At 63.2% G+C, this 24900-nt stretch carries 22 protein-coding genes; 3 read left to right on the top strand and 19 right to left on the bottom strand.

The annotated features are described in order from the left end of the window. Positions 1–68: 68 nt before the first annotated feature. Positions 69–1094, top strand: coding sequence for a sulfate ABC transporter substrate-binding protein (locus ACQKRQ_RS10010; RefSeq protein WP_427476685.1), 1026 nt, complete (start codon positions 69–71; stop codon positions 1092–1094). Positions 1095–1184: 90 nt separating this feature from the next. Here ACQKRQ_RS10010 and bioB read toward each other — a convergent pair whose 3' ends face one another. The 12 genes from bioB to ACQKRQ_RS09950 form a co-directional block, all read right to left on the bottom strand. Beyond that, a complete protein-coding gene (gene bioB, locus ACQKRQ_RS10005) occupies positions 1185–2267 on the bottom strand; it encodes a biotin synthase BioB (protein WP_132376271.1) in 1083 nt (360 codons plus the stop codon). Between the two features lie 34 nt (positions 2268–2301). After that, positions 2302–3033, bottom strand: a complete 732-nt coding sequence (gene bioD, locus ACQKRQ_RS10000) for a dethiobiotin synthase (protein ID WP_132376270.1) — start codon at positions 3031–3033, stop codon at positions 2302–2304. Then, positions 3030–4214, bottom strand: a complete 1185-nt coding sequence (bioF, locus tag ACQKRQ_RS09995) for an 8-amino-7-oxononanoate synthase (RefSeq protein ID WP_427476682.1) — start codon at positions 4212–4214, stop codon at positions 3030–3032. The genes bioD and bioF overlap by 4 nt, the downstream gene beginning before the upstream one ends. Then, complete coding sequence (gene bioA / locus ACQKRQ_RS09990; RefSeq protein ID WP_243658224.1) at positions 4214–5491, bottom strand: adenosylmethionine--8-amino-7-oxononanoate transaminase; 1278 nt, start codon at positions 5489–5491, stop codon at positions 4214–4216. Before bioA ends, bioF begins: the two co-directional genes overlap by 1 nt. 1134 nt (positions 5492–6625) lie before the next feature. Then, positions 6626–7903: a dienelactone hydrolase family protein gene (locus ACQKRQ_RS09985; RefSeq protein ID WP_427476680.1), complete on the bottom strand. Its 1278-nt coding sequence runs from the start codon at positions 7901–7903 to the stop codon at positions 6626–6628. Positions 7904–8476: 573 nt separating this feature from the next. Beyond that, the gene (locus ACQKRQ_RS09980) at positions 8477–8926 is read right to left on the bottom strand and encodes a YchJ family protein (RefSeq protein WP_427476678.1); all 450 of its coding nucleotides are present in this window, start codon (positions 8924–8926) and stop codon (positions 8477–8479) included. Positions 8927–8933: 7 nt separating this feature from the next. Beyond that, the gene (locus ACQKRQ_RS09975) at positions 8934–10064 is read right to left on the bottom strand and encodes an acyl-CoA dehydrogenase family protein (protein WP_427476676.1); all 1131 of its coding nucleotides are present in this window, start codon (positions 10062–10064) and stop codon (positions 8934–8936) included. A gap of 67 nt (positions 10065–10131) precedes the next feature. Further along, complete coding sequence (locus ACQKRQ_RS09970; RefSeq protein ID WP_427476674.1) at positions 10132–10809, bottom strand: SDR family oxidoreductase; 678 nt, start codon at positions 10807–10809, stop codon at positions 10132–10134. A gap of 44 nt (positions 10810–10853) precedes the next feature. Then, on the bottom strand, positions 10854–12047 hold the full coding sequence (locus ACQKRQ_RS09965) for an acetyl-CoA C-acetyltransferase (protein ID WP_408312789.1): 1194 nt from the start codon (positions 12045–12047) through the stop codon (positions 10854–10856). Then, positions 12040–12816: a carbonate dehydratase gene (gene can, locus ACQKRQ_RS09960; RefSeq protein WP_132376262.1), complete on the bottom strand. Its 777-nt coding sequence runs from the start codon at positions 12814–12816 to the stop codon at positions 12040–12042. Before can ends, ACQKRQ_RS09965 begins: the two co-directional genes overlap by 8 nt. 94 nt (positions 12817–12910) lie before the next feature. After that, complete coding sequence (gene aceK / locus ACQKRQ_RS09955) at positions 12911–14749, bottom strand: bifunctional isocitrate dehydrogenase kinase/phosphatase (protein ID WP_427476671.1); 1839 nt, start codon at positions 14747–14749, stop codon at positions 12911–12913. Between the two features lie 211 nt (positions 14750–14960). After that, positions 14961–15365, bottom strand: a complete 405-nt coding sequence (locus ACQKRQ_RS09950) for a MerR family transcriptional regulator (RefSeq protein WP_132376260.1) — start codon at positions 15363–15365, stop codon at positions 14961–14963. Positions 15366–15552: 187 nt separating this feature from the next. Between ACQKRQ_RS09950 and ACQKRQ_RS09945 the strand changes: the two genes are divergently transcribed. Beyond that, positions 15553–16626 (top strand): MBL fold metallo-hydrolase, encoded by a 1074-nt coding sequence (locus ACQKRQ_RS09945; protein WP_427476669.1) that lies wholly within the window; start codon positions 15553–15555, stop codon positions 16624–16626. Between the two features lie 78 nt (positions 16627–16704). Here ACQKRQ_RS09945 and ACQKRQ_RS09940 read toward each other — a convergent pair whose 3' ends face one another. The 6 genes from ACQKRQ_RS09940 to argS form a co-directional block, all read right to left on the bottom strand. Beyond that, positions 16705–18291 carry an ABC transporter substrate-binding protein gene (locus ACQKRQ_RS09940; RefSeq protein WP_427476667.1) on the bottom strand — a complete coding sequence of 529 codons (1587 nt, stop codon included), beginning with the start codon at positions 18289–18291 and terminating at the stop codon, positions 16705–16707. Positions 18292–18536: 245 nt separating this feature from the next. Continuing rightward, a complete protein-coding gene (locus ACQKRQ_RS09935; RefSeq protein WP_427476665.1) occupies positions 18537–19355 on the bottom strand; it encodes a cobalamin-binding protein in 819 nt (272 codons plus the stop codon). Between the two features lie 3 nt (positions 19356–19358). After that, a complete protein-coding gene (locus ACQKRQ_RS09930; protein WP_408284031.1) occupies positions 19359–20138 on the bottom strand; it encodes an SDR family oxidoreductase in 780 nt (259 codons plus the stop codon). 15 nt (positions 20139–20153) lie between these two features. After that, positions 20154–20792, bottom strand: a complete 639-nt coding sequence (locus ACQKRQ_RS09925) for a thiol:disulfide interchange protein DsbA/DsbL (protein WP_427476663.1) — start codon at positions 20790–20792, stop codon at positions 20154–20156. A gap of 172 nt (positions 20793–20964) precedes the next feature. Beyond that, positions 20965–21774, bottom strand: a complete 810-nt coding sequence (locus tag ACQKRQ_RS09920; protein ID WP_132376254.1) for an SPOR domain-containing protein — start codon at positions 21772–21774, stop codon at positions 20965–20967. Positions 21775–21835: 61 nt separating this feature from the next. Next, complete coding sequence (argS, locus tag ACQKRQ_RS09915) at positions 21836–23626, bottom strand: arginine--tRNA ligase (RefSeq protein WP_427476661.1); 1791 nt, start codon at positions 23624–23626, stop codon at positions 21836–21838. Positions 23627–24060: 434 nt separating this feature from the next. On the opposite strand from argS, the gene ACQKRQ_RS09910 reads away from it, so the two are divergent. Continuing rightward, a complete protein-coding gene (locus ACQKRQ_RS09910; RefSeq protein ID WP_132376252.1) occupies positions 24061–24387 on the top strand; it encodes a DUF1840 domain-containing protein in 327 nt (108 codons plus the stop codon). Positions 24388–24533: 146 nt separating this feature from the next. On the opposite strand, the gene ACQKRQ_RS09905 is transcribed toward ACQKRQ_RS09910, so the two are convergent. Next, the gene (locus tag ACQKRQ_RS09905; protein ID WP_012431543.1) at positions 24534–24743 is read right to left on the bottom strand and encodes a hypothetical protein; all 210 of its coding nucleotides are present in this window, start codon (positions 24741–24743) and stop codon (positions 24534–24536) included. Between the last annotated feature and the right edge of the window lie 157 nt (positions 24744–24900).

The raw sequence follows: 24900 nt of genomic DNA, 5'->3' as shown, positions 1-24900 counted from the left end.
TTAGAATCCCGCTTCACGCTGCACGTTCGTGCGGCCACTGGTTTTCATCATCGATAGGCGGGGACAAGATGGCAGGCAACACGGGGACATCGCGCTGGCGGGCAGCCGGCATGACGGCAATCACGCTCGCGCTGGCGGGCATGTCGACAGCGCACGCGGATACATCGCTGCTCAACGTGTCGTACGACGTGACGCGCGAGCTGTACAAGGACATCAACGCCGGCTTCATCGCGGCGTACAAGCAGAAGAGCGGCGAGAACGTGTCGATCCGCCAGTCGCACGGCGCATCGAGCGCGCAGGCGTTGTCGGTGCTGCAAGGCCTGCAGGCCGACGTGGTGACGATGAACCAGCCGAACGACATCGACCTGCTCGCCGAGAAGGGCCAACTGGTGCCGGCCAACTGGCGCGCGCGTCTGCCGGACGACAGCGCGCCGTACACGACGACGATGGTGTTCCTGGTACGTAAGGGCAATCCGAAGCACATCAAGGACTGGGACGATCTCGCCAAGCCGGGCGTGCAGGTGATCATCGCGAATCCGAAGACATCGGGCAACGGACGCTACTCGTATCTCGCCGCATGGGGTTATCGCAAGCAGCACGGCGGCACCGACGCGCAGGCGCTCGATTTCGAAAAAGAGATCTTCAAGAATGTGCCGGTGCTCGACACGGGCGGCCGCGGCGCGACGACCACGTTCACGCAACGCGGCATCGGTGACGTGCTGGTGACTTTCGAAAACGAAGTGGCGCTGATGGACACGGGCGTGGGCGGGGGCAATTTCGAGGCGGTGTACCCGTCGGTGAGCTTGCTGGCGGCGCCGCCGGTGTCGATCGTCGACAAGGTGGTCGACAAGCGCGGAACGCGCAAGGAAGCGCAGGCGTATCTCGACTATCTGTGGTCGCCGGCCGCGCAGGACATCATCGCGCAGCATCATCTGCGTCCGCGTGACAAGACCGTGCTCGCGAAGCATGCGGCGGAGTTCAAGCCGATCAAGACGTTCACGGTGGAAGAGATGTTCGGTAGCTGGCAGAAAGCGCAGCAAACGCATTTCTCCGATGGCGGGACGTTTGATCAGATCATCGTCGACAAGAAGTAAAGCTTTAGTCGTGTAGTAAGTAAAAAGGCTGCCTCAAAAACGAGGCAGCCTTTTTTATTGCGCGTGCTTTATCTCACGCGATACAAACGCTCAGTTCGGCGCAGCGTGTTTATCGCAGCCATGCTCGCAGCCGCTTTGATCGAGCGGCATCTGTTGCGCGGCCTCGGCGCGAATGCCGAGACGTTCGAGCAGCTTGCGGTCCGCTTCTGCTTGCGGGTTGCTGGTGGTCAGCAACTGATCGCCGTAAAAAATCGAATTCGCGCCAGCGAGGAAGCACAATGCCTGCAGCGCTTCGTCCATCTGCTCGCGTCCGGCCGACAAACGCACCATCGCGCGCGGCATGGTGATGCGCGCAACCGCGATCGTACGCACGAATTCGAACGGGTCGATCGCTTCGGTGCCGGTCAGCGGCGTGCCTTCCACCTGCACCAGATTGTTGATGGGCACCGATTCCGGATACGGCTCCATGTTCGCCAGTTGCGCGATCAGGCCGGCGCGCTCACGGCGCGATTCACCCAGGCCGACAATCCCGCCGCAGCACACGTTGATGCCTGCATCGCGCACGCGTTCGAGCGTGTCGAGGCGATCCTGATACGTGCGCGTCGAAATGATCTGCCCGTAGAATTCCGGCGACGTATCGAGGTTGTGGTTGTAGTAGTCGAGGCCCGCTTCGCGCAGTCCTTGCGCCTGATGCGTTTCGAGCATGCCGAGCGTCACGCAGGTTTCCAGACCCATGGCCTTTACGCCGCGAATCATGTCCTTGATCGGTTCGAGGTGACGGTCTTTCGGATTGCGCCACGCGGCGCCCATGCAGAAGCGCGTCGCGCCGTTTTCCTTGGCGACTTTCGCGGCGGCGAGCACTTCGTCGACCGGCATCAGCTTATCGGCTTGCAGGCCCGTGTCGTGATGCACCGACTGCGGACAGTACGCGCAATCTTCTTCGCAGCCGCCGGTCTTGATCGACAGCAGCGTCGACAGTTGCACGGTGTTCGCATCGAAATGCTCGCGATGGGTTTGCTGTGCCTTGAACATCAGATCGTTGAACGGCAGTTCGTACAACGCGACGATGTCGGCGACGCGCCAGCGCGCGACCTGCTTGGTTGCCGCGGCGTTGGCATTGTTGTTTGCCACTGCCGTGTCGGCGGGCGTCGGAGCGATGTTCAGTTGCGTCATGTCGTCAATCCTCATGGATGGATGTGTGAGTTTTTCAGCGCTGCGTATGCCGCAGCGTCTGCAAAAGCCGGTTGATGTCGAGTTGCGCCGCTGCGAGTTCGGGCGAAGCCGGACTCAGATGCGGCACGATGCCGAGCAGCGGCGCGTCGTATTCGCGGGCGAGATGCTCGCGGATCGACGCGATGTTTTCATCGGGGAACGTCATGTCCGGATCGATGCGGTTCGCGACCCAGCCGGCGAGCGTGAGCCCGCGCGCGGCGATTGCTTCGGCGGTGAGCAGCGCATGGCTGATGCAGCCGAGCCGCATGCCGACCACCAGCACGACCGGCAGCCTCAACGCGACGGCTAGATCGGCGGTGTCCTGAGTGGCCGTCAACGGTACACGAAAGCCGCCGACGCCTTCCACCACGACGATCTCCGCGCGCTTGAGAGCTTGCGCATGACAGTCGACGATATGGTCGAGATCGAATGTCACGTTTTCCAACGCGGCCGCGATATGCGGCGCGGCCGGTTCTTTCAGCAGATAGGGCGTGCGCATTTCGGGCGGCAGCAGGACGTTCGACGCGGCATCGAGTTGATCCGCGTCTTCGTTGTGCAGCACGCCGTTCAGTTCGAATGCGCCGGCGGCGATCGGCTTCATCGCGGCGGCTTGCAGGCCTTCGCGGACGAAGCCGCGCAACAACGCCGACGAGACGAACGTCTTGCCGATTTCCGTATCGGTGCCAGTGACGAATAAGGACAGTGCGTTTTGACTCGAGCCACTCATGCCGCTTTCGCTCCGAGTTGCTGCAAGCCTGCTTCGAGCCGGTCGAGGTCCGCTTGCGAGTGCGCGGCCGATAGCGAGATACGCAAACGCGACGTGCCGCTGGGCACGGTCGGCGGACGGATCGCCGGCACCCACAGACCCGCGCGATCGAGCGTGGCCGCGATGTCGAGCGTGGCTTCGTTCGCGCCGATGATGAGCGGTTGCACGGCCGTATGCGAGTCGACCGGCAGCCACGGCGTCGCCTTCAGCATGGCGCGCGTGCGTTCGATCAATTGCTGAAGATGCGCGCGCCGCGCGTCGCCTTCCTCGCCACCGATGATGCGCAGGCTCGCCGACACCGCGTGCGCCGCGGCCGGCACCGATGCCGTGGTGAAGATGTACGGACGCGCGCGCTGCACGAGCCACTCGATCACCGTCTCATGTGCCGCGACGAACGCGCCGGAGACGCCGGCCGCCTTGCCGAGCGTGCCGATCGAAATGAGGTTCGGCGAGCGCAGCGCGGCTTGCGCGATCGCGCCGCGGCCTTGCGGGCCGAGCACGCCGAAACCGTGCGCGTCGTCGACGATCAGCCACGCGCCGTGTTGCTCCGCGAGTTCGAGCAGGCGCGGCAGTGGCGCGATATCGCCGTCCATGCTGAAGACGGTATCGGAGACGATCACCTTGACGTCGGCGTCCGAGGCTTCGAGCATCGCACTCAGCGCTTCTGTATCGCAGTGCGGGTAGATCTGCACGTCGGCGCGTGACAGACGCGCGCCGTCGATCAGCGACGCGTGATTCAGAGCATCGGAGAAGAGCGTCGTGCCGCGGCCCGCGAGCGCGGTGAGCGTGGCGAGATTCGCCATATAGCCGGTGCTGAAGTAGAGCGCGCGCGCATTGTCGACGAAGCCGCCCGCAAATTCCGCGAGATCGTCTTCGAGTTGCGCATGCGCGCGCGAGTGGCCGCCGAGCAGATGCGAGCCGCCGCTACCCGCGCCATAACGTTGCGCGCCTTCCGCGATCGCCGCGATGAGCCGCGGATGCGCGGCGAGGCCGAGATAGTCGTTGCTGGCGAAGCCGATGATTTCGCGGCCGTCCACTGTCATGTGCGCCGCGCACGGTGTGTCGGCGGTGCGGCGGCGACGGCGCAGGCCGCGCGCGTCGATTTCCTTCAGGCCTTCGGTGAGCGTGTCGAGCAGGTGCATCAGCGGGTCTCCGCGAGCGTGGCTTCGAAGGTTTCGCGCGTGCGCGAGGCGAGCAGCGCGAGTTCTTCGTCGTCGAGGATATAAGGAGGCATCAGATACACCGTGGTCGAAATCGGGCGCAGAAGCAGTTCGCGCTGCAACGCGTTTTCGAAGAAGCGGCGCGAGAATGTTTTGGCTTGCTGAGCATCGTCGATCACGGCGTCGAACGCGAAGATCGTGCCGCATTGGCGCAGATTGCGGACTTGCTTGTGCTCCGCGAGCGGCGCGAGCGCGGCCTTCAGCTTCGCGGATTTTTGCGCGTTGACGGCGAGCACGTTGTCGCTCGCGAACAGATCGAGCGTGGCGAGCGCGGCGCGGCACGCGAGCGGATTGCCGGTGTACGAATGCGAGTGCAGGAAGCCGCGCGCGGTGTCGTCGTGATAGAAGGCTTCGAAAATTTCATCACGGGACAGCACGATCGAGAGCGGCAGATAGCCGCCACTGATGCCTTTCGACAGACAGAGAAAGTCCGGCCAGATGCCGGCCTGTTCGCATGCGAAGAAGGTGCCGGTGCGTCCGCAGCCGACGGCGATTTCATCGGCGATCAGATGCACGCCGTATTGATCGCACAAGGCGCGCAATCCCGCGATATACGACGCGTCGTGCATGGCCATGCCGGCGGCGCATTGCACCAGCGGCTCGACGATCAGCGCGGCAATTTTCGTGGCGCGTGCGTCGAACAGCGAGCGAACGTGATCGAGCGCACGGCGTGCGACATCGGCGGCGGTTTCGTCGGCTTGGGCGAGGCGCGCGTCGGGCGATGCCACGACGTGCGCGTGGCGGATCAACGGATCGTAGGCGTCCTTGAAGAGCGCGACATCGGTGACCCCGAGCGCGCCGATGGTTTCGCCGTGATAGCTGTTGGCGACGCAGACGAATTCCTGCTTGTCGGCGAAACCGCGATTGCGCCACGAGTGGAAGCTCATCTTCAGGGCGATTTCGACGGCGGACGCACCATCCGACGCGAAGAACGCGTGGCCCAGCGTGTTGTTCGTGAGCGCGCTGAGCCGCTCCGCGAGTTCGATGGCCGGTTCGTGCGTGCAGCCGGCGAGCATGGCGTGTTCGAGCGTGTCGAGTTGGTCTTTCAGTGCCGCGTTGATGCGCGGATTGGCGTGACCGAACAGGTTGACCCACCAGGAGCTGATGGCATCCAGATAACGATGACCGGCGCGATCGTAGAGCCACGCGCCTTGACCGCGCGCGACGGGCACCAGCGGCAGGCGTTCGTGGTGCTTCATCTGCGTGCAGGGGTGCCAGACGGCTCGGAGGCTGCGGGCGATCCAGTCTTCGGGGGCTGCTGATGGTGGTACTGGGTTTTCCAAAGGGGTACTCCACGGGGTGCTTTTTTGCCGCTGCGCGGCGTGGCTTTTTTAGGGCCTTTTCGAGCCTCATGCGCACTTTTTTCTGCGCTGCGCGCGGCCCTTGGCGGGCTTGCGGGGTCGAGATTAGCGGTTTATTTCGTGCTCTGCACTAGGGGTGTGAGCGCGGTTTTTGCCCGCGGGGCTGGGGTTTGGCGATGTTCGGAGCAGGTGGTTTCTGTTTGTGCGTGAAGGTCGCTGATCGGCGGAGTTGACGACGGCAAAGTAGTTGCAACTTACTGGCGGGGATTTGGGGTTTGTGCCTGCTCGGCGGGTGTTTTTTGTCTGTGTTCTCTGAGGTGTTGGCCTTTCCTTGAATTCACGGTGGTCTATTGGCGTTGCCCCTGTGCGGGGCGGCACCTACTTTCTTTGCATGCCGCAAAGAAAGTAGGCAAAGAAAGCGGCTTCACACCGCCAGCTTATAAGCGGGTCCCCTGGCTTTGAGGAGGCAGTGGTGCATCTGGAATTCGTGCCCCCGCACATTCGATGTGAGTGACAAGGCAGTCATCCTTCCCGCCTCGCACTACGTGCTCGCCGGAACGGCCTGCCTGAAACCAGTGGCTTTGTTTGTGCGCGGTGGGGGCCGTCGGCTTCGCCTCGGCGTGGCGCCGAAGGGCGCAGCTACATGGAAGGCTGTTGATGCGAAGATCGCTGGCGCAAAAATGGGCGGCCAGCCAAAAAGTATCGCTGGCGCGAGAGCTAACTGATGGTTCGCTGAATTACCGCGACGGCGCGCGTAGCGCTGCCGGAAGAATGACGGCTTTGTCACTGGGGCTGAATGTGCGGGGGCACGGATTCCAGATGCACCACTACCGCGACTGCGCGAGGGCCCCGCTTAAGAGTTAGCGGTGTGAAGCCGCTTTCTTTGCCTACTTTCTTTGCGGCATGCAAAGAAAGTAGGTGCCGCCCCGCACAGGGGCAACGCCAATAGACCACCATGAATTCAAGGAAAGGCCAACGCCTCAGAGAACACAGAGAAAAAACACGAGCCGAGCAAGGCAAAACCCTCAACCCTTATTCCCGACTAGCAATAGCCCGCCGCGCATCGGCGCCACCAGCAGCAACCCCACCATCAGCCGTCTGGGAAGACCGATCCCCCCAAACAACCGCATTATTCACCGCATACAACCGGCAAGGCGCGGAAGACTGCTTCTGGCAATTCGCGACCGCGACAGACATCGGGTCATCACCACCTTCAGCCCAGGACCAGGCCCCTGAATCAGAAACAGCAAACGCCCGACTAGGAAACTGATGCAAGAAATTCCGATACCCATTACGCCCGGCTTCATCGACAAACGGCACAGCGTCGACCGCATCGACAGCAGCAAACCCGCTCGCCTTTGGCATGGACGGATCCGACACTCGATACTGCACACCAGTCGGCATCCCCACCTGCGCAAGGAACGCCTCGACAGCCGGCCACCACACGTGCACACCATCGCGATCACCGACCAGACGATGCGCGTCGTTCTTGTAGTTGCCGAAATCCACCATCTTCGCGCTCGCGCCATGCGCGCCATAAGCGGCGTACATGCCCGCCACCAACGGCGCGTTCCAGACCGAATCGTTATCGCCGTACATCCACAGCGACGGCACCTTGGTCTTCTCGCCATACGCGCCGAACGCACGCGTCAGATTGCCTTGCCAGTCGCTGCACGCATCCTGCCGCAAGCCGCCCGAGAAATTGATCAGCGCCCGCACGCCCGACGCGGCTTCCGTGCCGTACGCCATCGTTGCAAGACCGCCGTGCGAGGTGCCGGCCACGACGATATGCGTGGCGTCCACGTAAGGCTGCTTTGACATGAAGTCGACCGTCGCGGCGACATCGCCGGCCTGGCCGATGCCGTTCTTTTCAACGTCGCAGCCATCCTGCTGATATACGCCGTCCGAGTGGCCGAAACCCTGGCGGTTCGGCGCCACCACCACGTAGCCGCGCCGCACGAATTCGCGCGCGAACGGCAGCGGGTCGCTGCGTTCCTGCGTGTGCGGATCGCCGGGGATCTTGCCGTGGTTGAAAACGATCATCGGAAACGGGCCAGCGCCGTCCGGTTTGTAGATCGTCGTTTCAAGGGTGACGGTGCCGGCTGCGTCAACCGGTACGCGGATGATCTGTTCGTTCAGACCTGCGGTGGGCAGATAGACGTCATCGTCGAGCGCGATGCGCGGCACGTGCGCGCGGGTCAACGGCCCCGCCTGGGTGTCCGCGAGCGGATCGGCGTGTGCGAGTGCGACAGCGCACGTAGCCGCTGCACAGATCACCGCACACTTCGTCAGAACCTTGCTGAACACCATTCACGCACCTGCCTCAAAAACCTGCCCTGAACACCGTGATGCCTGTTCGTCGAAAGTCATTGCTGACATTTGCCTTTCGGGCAGGTTTTCGACAAACAAAAACACACTCGCGTACGGAGTGCGCCAGAGGCGCACGCACGCTAATCGAGATCGCACGGGATGAACCCAAACGGCCGACGCGACCCCACGCGCCGATGATGAGCGTCACGGCTGCTGCCTGAAACCGCCGCCGGAACCACACTGTCTGGTGTACGGCAGGGCTTCCTGCGCATTTTGCGGAGTTGGTATGGACCGGCTCTCGCAACGTGACGTCATGAAGCTACAGCCTCATCCTGGCACGACAATTTTGTTTTGTGCAATCAAGGAGAACCCGCGAACCATCAATTGCGGTGTGTTGATTTGCCGCCTCAGGCCGCTCGATACAGGCCTCGCCGGTGTTTGGCGCAACGAAACAATCAGGCGCGGCGCGGGTCCTGTGGCATCGAGCCAACAAAAAAATGGCCCTGCTATCAGGGCCATATGTGAGCGCGGCGTAAGGACGTTGTGGCGTCTTGTAAGGGGCAGAAAGGGACTTTATTCGCTGACGTCGCCGTCGACATAGCGCCAGCGGCCATCGTCGCCGCGAACGAAGCGGCTCAGTTCGTGCAGCCGGTGTGCGCGGCCGCCCACCTTGTAACGTGCGACGAATTCGACCGTGGCGTGATCGGCGCCGGTTTCAGCGAGCGCCTTGATTTGCAGTCCGAGCCAACGCGGCGCGTCGGGTGCGGCCAGGTCGACGTCGAGATCGGCGGGGCAGGTGTGAGGCGCCCACGTGGCGCGCAGATAATCCGTTGCACCGACAACATACGCGCTATAGCGCGAACGCATCAGTTCAAGGGCGCGTGGCGCCGCTTCGCCGCCGTCGATATAGCGCCCGCAGCAGTGCGCGAAGCGCGGCGCCCTGGCGCCGCTGCGCTGGTCGGGCGCGGCACCGCCGCAGGGACACTCGGATGGTCGTTGCATTGCCAACAGTTGCTTATTCATCAGACTTTCAGCCAAGACCGCGCGCGATCAAAATTTTCTGGATGTCGCTGGTGCCTTCGTAGATCTGGCACACGCGCACATCGCGGTAAATGCGCTCGACCGGGAAGTCGCTCAGGTAGCCGTAGCCGCCATGAATCTGTAAGGCGGCCGAACAGATCCGCTCTGCGGCTTCAGAAGCGAATAGCTTGGCCATCGCGGCTTCGGTCAGACACGGTTGGCCGGCGTCCTTCAACGACGCGGCGTGCCAGATCAGCTGACGCGCGGCTTCGAGTTGCGTCGCCATGTCGGCGAGGCGGAATTGCACGGCCTGGTGCGAAAAGAGCGGCGCGCCGAAGCTTTCGCGCTCCTTCGCATAACTCAACGCCGCTTCGAACGCGGCGCGCGCCATGCCGACGCTTTGCGCGGCAATACCGATACGGCCACCTTCGAGCCCCGAGAGTGCGATCCGGTAGCCTTCGCCTTCCGCGCCGATCAGGTTCGCGGCTGGCACGCGGCAGTCCTCGAAGATGATCTGCGCCGTATCCGACGAATGCTGCCCGAGCTTGTCTTCCACCCGTGCGACGACGTAGCCCTTCGTATCGGTGGGCACGATAAACGCGCTGATGCCGCGTTTGCCCGCGGCTTTGTCGGTCACGGCCATCACGATCGCGACGTTGCCGTTCTTGCCGCTCGTGATGAACTGTTTGACGCCGTTCAGCACATACGCGTCGCCGTCGCGTGTCGCAGTGGTTCGGAGCGCGGAAGCATCGGAACCGGCTTGCGGTTCGGTCAGGCAAAACGCGCCGAGCATTTCGCCGCGTGCGAGCGGCGTCAGCCAGTCGCGTTTCTGTGCATCGTTGCCATAGGTGAGCAGAATGCTGCACACCGGGCAGTTGTTGACGGAGATGGCCGTCGAGGTGCCGCCGTCGCCGGCAGCGATCTCTTCGAGAATCAGCGCGAGCGCCAGCGCGTCCATGCCGGCGCCGCCATATGCTTCGGGCACTAGCACGCCGTATGCGCCGAGTCCGGCGAGTTGCCGATGCACGTCCTTTGGAAAAGTGCGCTCGCGATCCCACGCCGCCGCATGCGGCGTGATCGCTTCGCGCACGAAGGTGCGCAGCGCGTCGCGGACCATCAAGTGATCCTGATCAAGCACCATGAGTCTGTCTCCTGTCGACCAGAGTTGGCGCTTTAGCGCTTACTCTGGTCCCATGCAAGCTCGTTCTTCACCAGTCGAGCAGCGTGCCGTCGTATTGATAGAAGCGGCCGTTGAACTCGTCGTGCGCGGCCGCGGCCTGCGCCAGCACTTCACGCATGCCGGTGACGCTGCGCGCCGGATCGATCGCCGCCTGGGCGCCGCCCATGTCGGTGCGCACCCAGCCCGGATGCAACGAAACGCACGCGGCACGCTTTGCTTCCAGCGACGCGAGTTTCAGCGCGTCGTTCAACGCCGCCTTGCTCGCCCGATACAGCCAGCCGGTCGTGCCGCTCGCGTCGCCAATGCTGCCCATCTTGCTCGAAATCACCGCGAACACGCCGTCGGCCTCTTCGACGAGCGGCAGCAGGATCGGCATCAATTGCATCGGTCCGCGCACGTTGGTGTGCATGACGTGGTCGAAGTCTTCTGCGGTAATCGTCTCGATGCCTTCCGTGCGCGGGCCGTACACGCCCGACACCAGGATCGCCGCATCGAGCCGTTCACCGTCGAGCTTCCAGCCGAGCGCGGCGATCTCCTCGGGCGCGCTCACATCGAGCGAAAACGTTTCGGCGCCGAGTTCGTTCAACGCATCGAGCGCGGCGCCGTCGCGCGCGGTGGCGAGCACGCGCCAGCCGCTCTTTTTGTACTGCCGTACAAACTCCTGGCCGATGCCGCGCGACGCACCGACGATCAACACTGTCTTCATCGAATACCCCAGGCCGTCAAAATAAAGCGCTGTGAAAACGCGCGTTACACCAGTTCGATACCCATTGCCGTCGCTTCGCCGCCGCCGATGCACAGCGTCGCGACGCCACGCTTCAGCCCGCGCTTCTTCAGCGCGCCGATCAGCGTGACGAGAATCCGTGCACCCGACGCGCCGATCGGATGACCGAGCGCACAGGCGCCGCCGTTCACGTTGACCTTCTCGTGCGGCAGATGGTGTTCCTTCATGGCCGCCATCGTCACGACGGCGAACGCCTCGTTGACCTCATACAGATCGACCTCGTCGGCGCGCCAGCCGTTCTTCTCGAACAGTTTGCGAATCGCCCCGACCGGCGCGGTGGTGAACTTCGCCGGTTCCTGCGCGAAGGTCGAGTGACCGACCACGCGCGCGATCGGCTCGACGCCGAGACGCTTCGCCGTCGACTCGCGCATCATGACGAGTGCGGCCGCGCCGTCGGAAATCGACGATGAGTTCGCCGCCGTCACCGTGCCGGTTTTGCTGAACGCGGGTTTGAGCGTCGGAATCTTTTCGAGGTTCGCTTTGAACGGCTGTTCGTCGCGATCGATGGTGACATCGCCTTTGCGGCTCTCCACTTTCACCGGCGCGATTTCCCAGGCGAACGAGCCGTCTTCGTTCGCGCGCTTCGCACGATTGAGCGACTCGACGGCAAACGCGTCCTGCGCCTCGCGCGTGAAGTCGAACGACGCCGCGCATTCTTCGGCGAAGGTACCCATCAGACGGCCTTTTTCGTAGGCGTCTTCGAGGCCGTCGTAGAACATGTGGTCGATCACCTGGCCGTGGCCCATGCGCATGCCGCCGCGCGCTTTGGGCAGGAGGTACGGCGCATTCGACATGCTTTCCATGCCGCCCGCGACGATCACGTCGACGGAGCCCGCGGCGAGCATGTCGTGCGCGAACATCGCCGCGCGCATGCCGGAGCCGCACATCTTGTTCACCGTGGTGCTGCCGGTGGCGAGCGGCAAGCCGGCGCCGAGCGCGGCCTGACGCGCGGGCGCCTGGCCGAGGCCGGCGGGCAGCACGCAGCCCATCACCACTTCGTCGATCTGCTCGGGCTTCAGGCCCGCGCGCTGCACGGCCGCCTGGATCGCCACCGAGCCCAACTGCGGCGCGGTCAGCGCGGCGAAATCGCCTTGAAATGCCGCCATTGGCGTGCGAGCCACGCCTACGATGACGATCGGATCACCTTTTGTCTCACTCATGTTTAAGCTCCTTGATTACGCCTTCGACGATAGCCGGCACATCGCCGAGCTGCGCCGCATCGGCGGCGACCACGTCGTTCTCTGCCTTGTGCGCGCCGCTCGCCGACACCGCCGCGACGCACTTCTGATAGGTTGCATCGAGCGCGGCCGGCTCGCTGATCGTCATGCCGAGGTTGCGCACCTTGCCGTCATGCACGCCGTACGCCCAGCCGTGCACCGTCAACTCCTGGCCACGCGCCCACGCATCGTTGACGATGGTGGTGCGGCACACGTTCATCACCTGTTCGATCGCGTTCAGTTCGACCAGCCGCCGGTGCCGAACCTCGCCGAGCGGCCATTCCTCGATCAGCGCCGCATGCTTGGTGCGCACGTCCTGCACGTGATGCAGCCAGTTGTCCGCGAGACCCACGCGACGGCCATGCAGCGCCGCGCCGACACCCGAGCAGCCGTAGTGGCCGACCACCATGATGTGCTTGACCTTCAGCAGATCGACGGCGAACTGGATCACCGAGAGACAGTTCAGATCGGTATGCACCACTACGTTGGCGATGTTTCTGTGCACGAACACTTCGCCCGGCGGCAAGCCGATGATCTGGTTCGCCGGCACGCGCGAATCGGAGCAGCCGATCCACAGATACTCGGGCGTCTGCTGATGCGCGAGACGCGAGAAATACTCGGGGTCTTCGGACAACTTGCGGGCGACCCACGCTTCGTTGTTGTCGAACAGATGCGAGAGCGGATTGTCAGGAGTGGAATCGTTCGTGTTCATGTTGCGTCTTGGCGGTTGCTCGACCGATTGACCGGTCGATGTCGTTACATAAGGTTCGGACGAGGCAGTCAACGCTGCCGGGTGCGTATGAGCTTCACGCCACCCGCACGCTGCGCTCGTCGGCTGGCGTGTCCGGCGCGGGCGATGCGCGGCCGGCGGCACCGGCAAAGCGTTCCGGATAGCGGTTGCAGAAGCGCACGCTGTCGTCGTACGGGAAAAAGTCGGGCAGTTCGCCTTTCAATAGATGATCCTTGTGCCGTTGCCATAGCGCAGGATCGAAGAAGTCCGCGTGATGCTGCATGAAGGAACGGCGCACGCGTGGGTCGCCGAGCAAAAATGTGCCGTACGTTTCCGGGAAGATGTCGTGCGGGCCGACGGAGTACCACGGCTCGCCTGACATTTCATCCTCCTCGTTACGCGGCGCCGGCACCGCGCGCACGTTGCAGTCGGTCAGATATTCGATTTCGTCGTAGTCGTAGAACACGACGCGGCCATGACGCGTCACGCCGAAGTTCTTGTACAGCATGTCACCTGGGAAGATGTTCGCCTGCATCAGTTCCTTCACCGCGTTGCCGTATTCCTTGATGCCGTGCTCGACGTCCTCGTCGTTGCCGTTCTGCAGGAACAGGTTGAGCGGCACCATGCGGCGCTCGATATACATATGTCGAATCACCAGGTTGTCGCCGTCGTATTCGATCAGCGACGGCACTTCCCTTTCGAGCTCGCGCACCAGCGCGTCGTCGAGGCGAGAGCGGGGCAACGCGACGCTCGAATATTCGAGCGTATCGGCCATGCGGCCCAAACGGTCGTGCCGTTTGACGAGCTGATACTTGCCCTGGATCTGCGCACGCGTGGTTTCCTTAGGCGGCGGGAAGTTGTCCTTGATCAGCTTGAACACGTACGGAAACGACGGCAGCGTGAACACCAGCATCACGAGCCCCTTGATGCCGGGCGCGACGATGAACTGATCGCTGGAATGCGACAGATGGTGCAGCAGGTCGCGATAGAACAGATTCTTGCCCTGCTTCTGCAAACCCACCGACGTATAGATTTCCGCCTTCGGCTTGCCCTGCATGATCGTGCCGAGAAATTCGACGTACGCGGACGGCACTTCCATGTCCACCAGAAAGTACGAATGCGAGAAGCTGAAAATGATCAGCAACTGGTCGCGCTTGAGCAGCACCGTGTCGAGCGCGAGCACGCCCGGCGTTACGTGACGCAAGGGCACGGCGAACGGCAGCAGCAGATCGCCGTTGATGATCCGTCCGACGATATATGCCGACTTGTTCCGGTAAAACAGCGACGAGAGCACGTGAATCTGGAAGTTGGCCGCTTCGTCGAACACGCCGAACGCGTCGTGGATCGCTTGCATCACGCAGCCGGCGTCGCGCGTCAGGTCTTCGAACGGCGGCTCCAGCTGGAAGTTCGTGACGATGCGTTCGAGCGTCGCCGCGAGCCCGTCCTTGCCGGGATAGTATGCGCGGTAAGTCGGCTTCGCGGCCGGCTCGTCGTTCTCGATGTATTCGGTCGAGATGGCCGGGCGCACGAAAATGAAGTCGTTGTTGAAGTACGAGCGGTGCAGGATCTTGCAGCACACCGAATTGAAAAACGTTTCCGCGCACTCCGGCTGGCGGTGCGTGGTCAAGAGGCCGATGTAATGCAGCTTGATCTGCTGCCACACTTCGCTGTCGATTTTTTCCGCGTCGTATTCGTCTTCGAGCAATTCGACGCATTCGTCGACGCGCTCGTCGTATGAGGTAATGCGATCGCGCGCGAGCTTCTGCAGACCGTGCCAGTCGGCCTTTTCAAAGAGCGTTTTGGCATGGATCGCGGCGTCGCGAAAGATCCGGTAATGCCGGTCGAATCCATCGAGCATCGTCTGCGCGAGGTCAAAGCCGATTTGCGACGACAACAGTTTGGGGAAGTGATTCATGTCGACCGTGCATTCGTCTCATGTCGTGAAGACACCCGTGATTGTATCGTTCGGGTGGACCCGCGACGCATCGCGCCGCTCGACTCGTGCCCTGGCGCCTTCGCGCGTTATCAGGCGTTCGCCGACTTTCAGACTATCTCCGCTCAATGCCTCAGTTTGGCATGCCTTAACAGGCGTAACTTTCGACAAAAAATATTTCGCCGAGCGCCGTTCATGCCGGTTTGGCTTCGCGCGTGCCGCTTTCCAGCAACGCGCGCGCCTGGGTTTCGTATTGCGCGAGGTCTTCGAGCGTCGCGTTCAGGTCCTCCAGTTGGCGCTCCAGCACTTCGCGATGACGCGCCACCGTGGCGAGGAACGCATGCAACTGCGGCACCGTGTCGGTGGGCGACTCGTACGCGTCCAGCAGATCGCGAATCTCCGACAACGTGAAGCCGAGCCGTTTGCCGCGCAACGTGAGTTTCAGACGCGTTCGATCGCGGCCCGAATAAACGCGGCGCAAGCCGCTCGATCCTTCGCGGCTCGGTGAGAGTAAACCCTGATCTTCGTAGAAGCGGATGGCTCGCGGCGTGACGTCGAATTCCCGCGCGAGCTCGGTGATCGTGTATTGCGTGTTCATCGGGGCATTCCGTGGCCGGGCAGAAAATCGGTTTGAACGATAGAATCGACGTTTACGTTATCGTCAACTTGAGTTGAACGCAACCAGGCGCAGTACGGCGGCGGTACGTCACTCGCACGCCGCAACCACGCCGTCCGGCATCGCATACCTCGCCATGCCGGACGGTCGACGGAGGAAGACACCCACAATGAATGCACTCGAACATCAACTCGACTACCCGTTCAGCGACACCTTGCCGGATGCGGGCCACGCGATGGAAGTCGCGCCAGGCGTGTTCTGGCTGCGCATGCCGCTGCCTTTCGCTCTGGATCACATCAACCTCTGGCTACTGCGCGACGAGATCGACGGCCAGCAGGGCTGGACGGTGGTCGATTGCGGCATCACCTCGGATACGATCAAGGAGAACTGGGAGAAAGTGTTCGACTCGGTGCTCGACGGCCTGCCGGTACTGCGCGTGATCGTCACGCATTGCCATCCCGATCACATCGGCCTCGCGCACTGGATCTGCGCGGGTGGCGACAAGAAGCGCTGGGACGTGCGGCTATGGATGACGCTCGGCGAATACATGCAGGCGCGCGTAATGGGCGCCGGCGACGGCTCGAATGCGGGCGGCGAGGGCGCGGCGCGGCACTTCGCGCGGCACGGCGTGACCGACGAGGAATCGCTTGAGAAACTGCGCAATCGCAAGAGCTATTACGCGAGCCTCGTGCCGGCGATTCCGGGGCAGTATCGCCGCTTGCGCGAAGCCGATGGCGTGAAGATCGGCGGCAAAACGTGGCACGTGGTGACCGGTTTTGGCCATTCGCCGGAACACTGCGCGCTGTTCTGCGAAGAGACCGGTGTGCTGATTTCGGGCGACATGGTTCTACCTCGTATCTCGACTAACGTGTCGGTGTTCGATATGGAGCCGGAAGGCTCGCCGCTGGCGCTGTATCTGGAGTCGCTCGGCCGTTACGAGACGATGCCGGAAGACACGCTGGTGCTGCCGTCGCATGGCAAGCCGTTTCGCGGCGTGCGCACCCGCATCCGGCAATTGCGCGAGCATCACGACGCGCGTCTGGCCGAAGTGCGCGAGGCGTGTGCAGAGAAACCGCAGAGCGCCGCGGATATCGTGCCGCTCATGTTCAAGCGCCAACTCGATATCCATCAGATGACGTTTGCGATGGGGGAAGCGCTGGCGCACTTGCATCTGCTGTGGCTTGCGGGTGAGTTGAAGCGTAAGCAGGATGCGGATGGTGTGATTCGGTTTTCGCCGGCGTGAATGCGGTGGTGTATCGATAAAAAAAACCCGGTGCTTTCGCAACCGGGCTTTTTTTCACACGTTCAAACGCGAAGGCGATTACTGCACTGAGACCGCCCCAAAGTTCTGCCGTCCAAACGGACTCACGTGATAACCGCTCACGTTCGTGCGCGTGATCGCCGCCGCAGTCGGATACCCGAGCGGAATCCACAGCGCCTGATCGTGGATGATCTGCTGCGCCTGTTCATATGCCTTCGCGCGCTTGGCCTGATCCGGCGTTGCCTTGCCGTCGGCGATCAGCTTGTCCAGATCCTGGTCGCAGAAGCGCGCGAAGTTGATCCCCGACTTCACCGCGTTGCAACTGAAGAGCGGCGACAGGTAGTTGTCCGGGTCGCCGTTGTCGCCGGCCCAGCCCATGAAGAGTGAATCATGCTGGCCTTGCTTGGCCTGCTTGATCAACTCGCCCCATTCGATCACCTTCACGTCGGCCTTCACGCCGATCTTCGCGAAGTCGGCTTGCAGCAGTTCGGCCCCGGCCTTCGGATTCGGATTCAGCACGCTGCCGTTGGGCCGCACCCAGATCGTCGTTTCGAAGCCGTTGGGATAGCCCGCGTCGGCAAGCAGCTTCTTCGCCTTCGCCGGGTCGTATGGCCAGCCCTTCACGGCCTTGTCGTAGCTCCACGTGTTCGGCGGATACGGGTTCACGGCCGGTGTCGCCGTGTTGTCGAACACGGTCTTCAGATACGTGGTGCGGTCGAACGCCATGTTCAGCGCGGCGCGCACCTTCTGGTTGTCGAGCGGCTTCTTCTGCGTGTTCAACGCGACGAACGCCGTCATGAACGCGGGCGTCTGCACGATGGCGAGCGACTTGTCGCCCTTCGCATCGGCGAGATCCTGCGGCTTCGGCGACAAAGCGATCTGGCATTCACCGGCCTTCACTTTTTGCGCCCGTACCGTGGCGTCCGGCGTGATCGCGTAGATCAGACGGTCGATCTTCGGCTTCGGGCCCCAGTAGGTCGGGTTCACGTCGTAGCGGATGACCGCGTCTTTCGTATAGCTCTTCAGTTCGAACGGACCGGTGCCGATCGGCTTCGAATTCAGATCGACCTGCTTGCCGGCCTTCAGCAACTGGTCGGCATATTCGGCCGAATAGATCGAGGCGAAACCCATCGTCAGGATCGACACGAAGGTCGCGTCGGGCGCGTTCAGCTCGAACTTGACGGTGTTGTCGTCGACCTTGCTGATCGACTTGATGAGCTTCGGCAGGCCCATCGACTGCGCATGCGGGAAGCCGCTCGCGCCCGTCACCTTGTGCCACGGGTTGCTGTCGTTGAGCATGCGGTCGAACGTGAAGACGACGTCGTCGGCGGTAAGCGGCCGGGTGGGCTTGAAGTAGTCGGTGGTCTGGAACTGCACGTTCGGGCGCAAATGGAACGTGTAGGTGAGGCCGTCGGCGCTCACGTCCCACTTGTCGGCCAGCGCCGGCACCACTTTCTTCGTGGCCTCGTCGTACGAGACCAGCGAGTTGAAGATCACGTCGGCCGACGCATTGGTCGTGACGAGCGAATTGAACTGCACGACATCGAAGCCGTCGGGGCTCGACTCGGTACAGACGGTCAGCGGTTTGGCGAGCACGAGCGCGGGCGCCGTGAACAGTACGGCGGCTGCGAGCAGTTTGAAGCGCATAGGATCTCCCATAACAAGCGCAGTCAGGCAGTGCGTCTGGTTGTGTGGTTATGTTCCGTTGACGAAGGACGGGCGGCCTTGCGGCGTAGCCGTCGTCTTTATTGTGATACGTTTCCGGCGCTGGCGCATGGGTCGGGTAATGCCGCCTACGCGCGCGTGGGCCTTCGCGAAAGCTTATCGAAGGGTGGTTGCGGCGACAACAACATAATCCGCATATTCATATGGAGCGGGCGGCGGGATTGCGCTCATGCCGTCGCCGCGTGTCGCAGCAGATAGGTGACGCCTTCAATCGCGCGCACGCCGTACCACGACACCATTTCCCCATCGATCAACTCGATGCGCTTGCCGGCCACTCGTGGATCGCGTTTCAGCGCGTCGCAATGGACCTGCGTGAAGCGATACGGCTCGCTGGAGAGCAGGATGCGGTCGACCTGGGCGAGCCACGGCGCGGCGTCGAAGTCGAGTGTGGGGTAACGCGCGGCGCCTGCCGCACCGCCTTGCACGTCCGGTAGCGTGTGCCAGTTCACGAGCCGCAGCATCGTCGAGATATAGGTGTCGCGCGCCACGGTCATCCACGGCTCGCGCCAGATCAGATACAGCACGTTTTGCGGAGTGAACGCGCGCGCCGTCGCTTCGCTCAGACGGGCTTCGAGCGCATCGCTCACGCACCGCGCTTCCTGCGCGCGATCGAAGATCGCGCCCAGCAGCGTATAGAGCGCCAGGTTGTCCCGCGGTGTTTGCGGATGTGTCACGACGATATGCGGCACGAACGCGCGCAATCGCTCGACGGTATCGCGCTCGTTTTCGTCGATATTGACGATCAGATGGGTGGGGCGCAACGCACGAATGGCGTCGAGATTCACGGCCTTGGTGCCGCCGACCTTGCGTACCTGCCGCACCTTGTCGTGAGGATGCACGCAAAAGCCGGTGCGGCCGACAATCTGGCTGTCGAGTCCGAGCGCGAACAGCAGTTCGGTGATGCTCGGCACCAGCGAAACGATGCGCGCTGCGGCGCCCGCTGGTTCGTGCGTGACGCCGGCTGCATCGACCGCACGGGGTTGCATGAGTTACTCGGCTTCGGCGGTGGCGCGCGGCTTGCGCGGCGCGCGTTCGAACGCGCGGTCGTAGAGCCAGCGCGGCAGCACATGCAGCAGCATGGCCACTACGCGCATCTGCCAGGGGAACACCGCGAATGCCGTTTGACGCTCGATCGCCTGCGCCACCTTCACCGCGAAACGATCGGCGTCCATCAGGAACGGCATGGTGTACGGATTGTGCTCGGTCATGGGCGTGCGGATATAGCCGGGCGCGATAGTGACCACGCCGACATCATACGGCCGCATTTCAACGCGCAACGCTTCCAGATACTTGAGCGCCGCCGATTTCGACGCGCTATACGCGCCGGAGCCCGGCAAGCCGCGCACGCTCGCGACGCTGGCGATACCGACCAGCGTGCCGCGTTTTGCGGCGCTCATCGCGGCGGCGAACGGCTCGAAGGTGGCGACCATGCCGAAGTAATTGATGTCCATCACTTCGCGGAAGGTGCGCAGATCGCCGTGACCAGTGACCGCGCCGCGGCTGATGCCGGCATTGGCGATCACGACATCGGGCAAGCCGTGCCGCGCGATGAACTGCGCGGCCGCATCGGCGAGCGCTTCGGCGTCGCGAACGTCGACGGAATAGATGGAGACGGTGTTCTGCGGATGGGACTGCTGGAAGGCGGCGAGAGCGTCGCCGCGGCGGGCAACGAGGCCGAGAATCGCGCCGCGCCGCGCATATTCTGCGGCGAGCGCGAGGCCTATGCCACTCGAGGCGCCGGTAATGAAAACCTTCAGGGGTGAACTCATTCCGGCGCCTCGGCTTTACATCTTCTTGGCGCGGATCTGCGCGACCAGGTAGTCCAGCACCTGAATCGTGCCCGGCAGGCTGTTGGTCGCAGCTGGGCCGGTTTCATACTTGCCCTGCACGGCCAGCGTCGGCACGCCGTCGATCTTGTAGTCGTCCAGCAGCTTCTTGTCCTTCTGCAGCGCGCTTTGCGTCGAGAACGAGTTGTACGCGTCCATGTACTTCTTCGGATCGACGCCGTTCTTCGCGAGGAATTTGGCCTGATCTTCCGGCGTCAGCAGGTAGTCCTTGTTGACGTGGATTTCATTGAAGACCTTCGGCGTGAGCTGCGCTGCCAAGCCGAGCGCGTCGAGCGCGTGATACATCTTGGAATGTGGAATGAAGTCGTCACGGAAGGCGACCGGCACGCGCTTGAACACCACGTCCGGACCTTGCTTCTTCACCCACGCTTCGAGGTACGGGTCGAATTCATTGCAGTGCGGGCAGCCGTACCAGAAGAATTCGGTGACTTCGATCTTGCCGGCCGGCACGTCGGTGGGCTGCGCGGTGGGCAGCACGGTGAAATCCTTGCCCGACACCGGCGCGGCCGGCGATGCCTGTGCCGAGGCTGCAACGAGGCCCAGCGAGAGGAACAGAATGCTCAGCAGTTTCTTCATGTTGTGTTGACCCAAGTAGGCGTAAAACGGTGGCGCCACGCAAATGCCCGTCACCGTCTTCAAGATTCGGCGTTGGACGGTTTGAACCGTCCGTCGTGTTTGTGACACGCGCCGCACGCCGATAGTTCGGCGGCGGCGCGTTCCGGCAAATCACCGTAGGTTTATTGTTGGCTTATTGCTTCGTGAAGCGGATCACTGCGGTATCCACGCCCGCGTCCGACAAACGCTGACGGCTCGAATTCATGTCTTCGAACTTCGAGAACGGCCCGATACGCACGCGGTAATACGTGACGCCGCCGGCATCGCGCTGCGTGACTTTCGATTCGAACCCCTGGAAGGCGAGACGCGCGCGCTGCTGTTCGGCATCCGCCGAGGTCTTGTACGCGCCCACTTGCAGGAAGTAGCCGGTGTTGGCATCGCCCGGCGCCGGCGCCGCGCCCGAACCCGGCTTGGCGTTGGCGGCCGTGGCGGACGAACCGCTCTTCGGCGCCGAACCTGCCGCGGTGGCGGCCGGTGCGCTGGAGGCTTGCGGCTTCTTCGCCGGCGTGGTGGCCGTGCCGTTGCCGTTATCCTGCGCGGGCTTCGGCGCTACCGCCGTGCCGTTCGCGTTGCCGTTGGCGGGCGGCACTTCGACGATCTGCGGTTCTTCCAGCATGCCCGACTGCGTCTGCGAGTTGGTCTGGCCCGGCGCGGTGTTCGGCGGCGCCGGCTGCGCGGCTTGCGGCACCGGCTGGCCCGGCGTCTTGCCTTGCAGCGGACGGTTCGGGTCGTACTGCGGCTGGCTCGCGCCCGAATCGGGTGCCGCCGGCGGCGCCACCTTCGAGACGAAGGGCGTGGGCGCACGCGTGATATACAGCGCCACCACTACCGCGATCGCAAGGCCGACGATCAGGCCCAGCACGATGCCGAGAAAAGTCCCCCCGGTTTGTTTCGATTGCTTTGTTGTGCGGCGTGGTTTTGCCATCGTATGAATCACCTGCAAAAAGAATCCTGGAACGGCCGTCGATTATAACGACGGCCGCATGCATGTTGCGCCGGAGGACTTACATCTTGACGGGAGCGGAGACGCCGATCGTCGCGAGACCGTTGGCCAGCACTTGACGCGTGGCCGCGAGCAGCGCGACGCGTGCATTGCGCTCGGCCGCATCGTCGACCAGCACGCGCTCGGCTCTGTCATTGTAGAACGAGTGGAATTCCCCGGCGAGGTCGCGCAGATAGAACGCGACCGCGTGCGGCGCGAGTTCGTCGGCGGCATGTTGCAGCATGTCCGGGAATTCGGCGAGCTTGTTCAGCAGGGCCATCGCGCGTTCGCTGGTGAGCGGCGCGACGTCCACGTCAGTCAGCGTGCTTTCGTCCGTGCTGTAGCGCGCCTTGCACTCGGCGATGACCGAGCAGATCCGCGCGTGCGCATACTGCACGTAGTGCACCGGATTCTCGTCGTTCTGCTTCAGCGCGAGGTCGATGTCGAACACGAATTCCGTATCGGCCTTGCGGGAGATCAGGAAAAAGCGCACCGCGTCGCGGCCACGGCGAATCGTTTCCTCGTCGATCAGATCGACGGCGGCTTCCGAGCCCGGCGTCGCGCCGCCCGACCATTCGATCAGGTCGCGCACCGTCACGTAGCTGCCGGCGCGCTTGGAGATTTTCACCTCTTCGCCGTTGCGCATGACCGTGACCATCTTGTGCAGGATGTAGTCGGGATAGCCCTTCGGAATGCCGATGCCGAGACCCTGCAGGCCGGCGCGCACCCGCGCGATCGTGCCGTGGTGGTCCGAACCCTGAATGTTGATGACCTTGGTGAAGCCGCGTTCCCACTTGGCGACGTGATAGGCGACGTCCGGCACGAAGTACGTGTAGGTGCCGTCGCTCTTGCGCATCACGCGGTCTTTGTCGTCGCCGTCGTCGGTGGTGCGCAGCCACAGCGCGCCTTCCTGCTCGTAGGTCTTGCCGGCGGCGATCAATGCGTCGACGGTTTTCTCGACGCGGCCTTCCTTGTACAGCGACGACTCCAGGTAGTACTGGTCGAACTTCACGCCGAACGCCTGCAAGTCCATGTCCTGCTCGCGGCGCAGGTACGCCACGGCGAAACGGCGGATCGCTTCGAGGTCTTCGACGTCGCGCGCGCCGGTGACCGGCTCGCCGTCGCTCGCGGCCACGGTGGCGCCGCTCAGATAGTCTTGCGCGATCTCGGCGATGTACTCGCCGTTGTACGCCGAAGCCGGCCAGCCTTCGTCGCCGGGCGCGAGGCCGCGGGCGCGTGCCTGAGTCGACAGCGCGAGCGTCTGGATCTGCACGCCGGCGTCGTTGTAGTAGAACTCGCGATGCACGTCCCAGCCTTGCGAGGCCAGCACGTTCGAGAGCGCGTCGCCGAGCGCGGCCTGACGGCCATGGCCGACGTGCAGCGGGCCGGTCGGGTTGGCCGAGACGAATTCGATCAGCACATGCTTGCCGGCGTCGCGTTGCGAGCGGCCGAAAGCCTCTTTCTCAGCGAACACGGCGGCGATCACCGCCTGCTTGGCAGCGGACGCGAGGCGCAGGTTGATGAAGCCGGGGCCGGCCACTTCGGCGGCTTCGATGAGGCCCTTGGCCTGCGGTTGCGCGAGCAGCGCGTCGACGATCTGTTGCGCCAGCTGGCGCGGATTGGCGCGCAGCGGCTTGGCGAGTTGCATCGCCACGTTGCACGCGACGTCGCCGTGCGCGGCGACCTTGGGGCGTTCCAGCGTGATGGTGGGCGACACGAACGCGGCTTCGGCCGCGCCTTGCGAGGCGGTCGCGACTTGCTTCACCGTGTCGGCGAGCAGTGTTTCGAGGGTATGTTTATGTGCAGGCAGCATGCTTGTTGCGAGTCCAGTGAGGCAATCCGGTGATGCGGGAGAGGCGCCGGCCGCGCGGCAGGCGCGGCCGGTTCGTCAGAAGCGTGGAAAGCGGCAAGCATCTGCCGAAGCGCAGCGGTCGCAATGGGTGCGGTATCAGGCACGTTGCCTGCAACGCATCGAGTGCGCTGCGCGGTGGCTTGCCATGGCGTTGGCTGGCGCGGCATGCGGGTTGCGCCCAACCGGCCGAGCCACGCTACCTGCGCTTCGCCGCGCGCGGCATTGCGGCACGCTTTTCCGTCCAGACGGATTTTAGCAGGTGCTAATATGTTCAATGAGATGCCCAACAAGGGCCGTGGCCGCCGCGCCTGATCGGCGAGCCAACGTAACGCGCGCCGGCAGCCGCCTTTGAGCCGCTCGCGCGCCAATCCAACATAACGAAAAAGGGAACAGTCATGTTGATTACTTTCAAATGCCGAGCCTGCCCGGACGTGATGATGCTGGAAAACCTTGCCCAGTACCTGGTCGGCATCGTCGGCAAGCGGCTGGGTCAACGCGGCGTCATCACTCACGACGAACTGGCCCCCGCCATCGAGAAACTCGAGGCAGCGATTTCCGTCGACAAGCAGGAACGTGCCGAGCACGACGGCCATTTCCACGAAGGCGAAGACGGCCACGAGCATCACGAGATTCCGCCGGGACTCGCGCAGCGCGCGTATCCGTTCCTCGACATGCTGCGCGCGGCGCAGAAGGAAAACGCGGATATCGTCTGGGGTATCTGATCCGGCGCTGAACCGCTGTGCGCGGCGCTTTCGATAGAGCCGCGGCGCCCGGCGGCGCGAACCTTGCGCACCAACGAAAAGAGCCCGCTCGATGCGGGCTCTTTTTTGTTCAGAGATTCAGACCGGCCGGCGCTGCCGTACTGTGCTTACTGGCTGGCGGCGTCCGCCGGCGCGGCCGCGGGAGCCGACGCACCCTTCTTCGCTTTCTGTTTCTTCGGTTTCTTGACGTGTTTCACCGTGGGCGGCGAATACGAACTGACCGAGCTGGAACCGCCAGGCGCGGCGGGCTGGGCCAGCGCCGCCGTGGCGCCCAAGGCAAGCGAAACAGCGGTCAACAACAGCGTCAGCTTCTTCATACGATTTTCTCCGTTGACGATTGCAATTAGTAAGCCGACGCGTTTTGGCCGCGTCTGGCGGGGTCAAGCCGCCTCAGTCTACAAAGCCGAAAATTACGTTGCCGCAAATATTCAGTCTTTCAAGGCCGATATAGTGGGCTTCCCGCCACGCCCGAAG

It is taken from the genome of Paraburkholderia sp. NPDC080076, assembly GCF_050281145.1.
Lineage (GTDB): Bacteria > Pseudomonadota > Gammaproteobacteria > Burkholderiales > Burkholderiaceae > Paraburkholderia.
The sequence above is the reverse complement of the archived record's forward strand: the minus strand, read 5'-3'. Positions and strand labels throughout refer to the sequence as shown.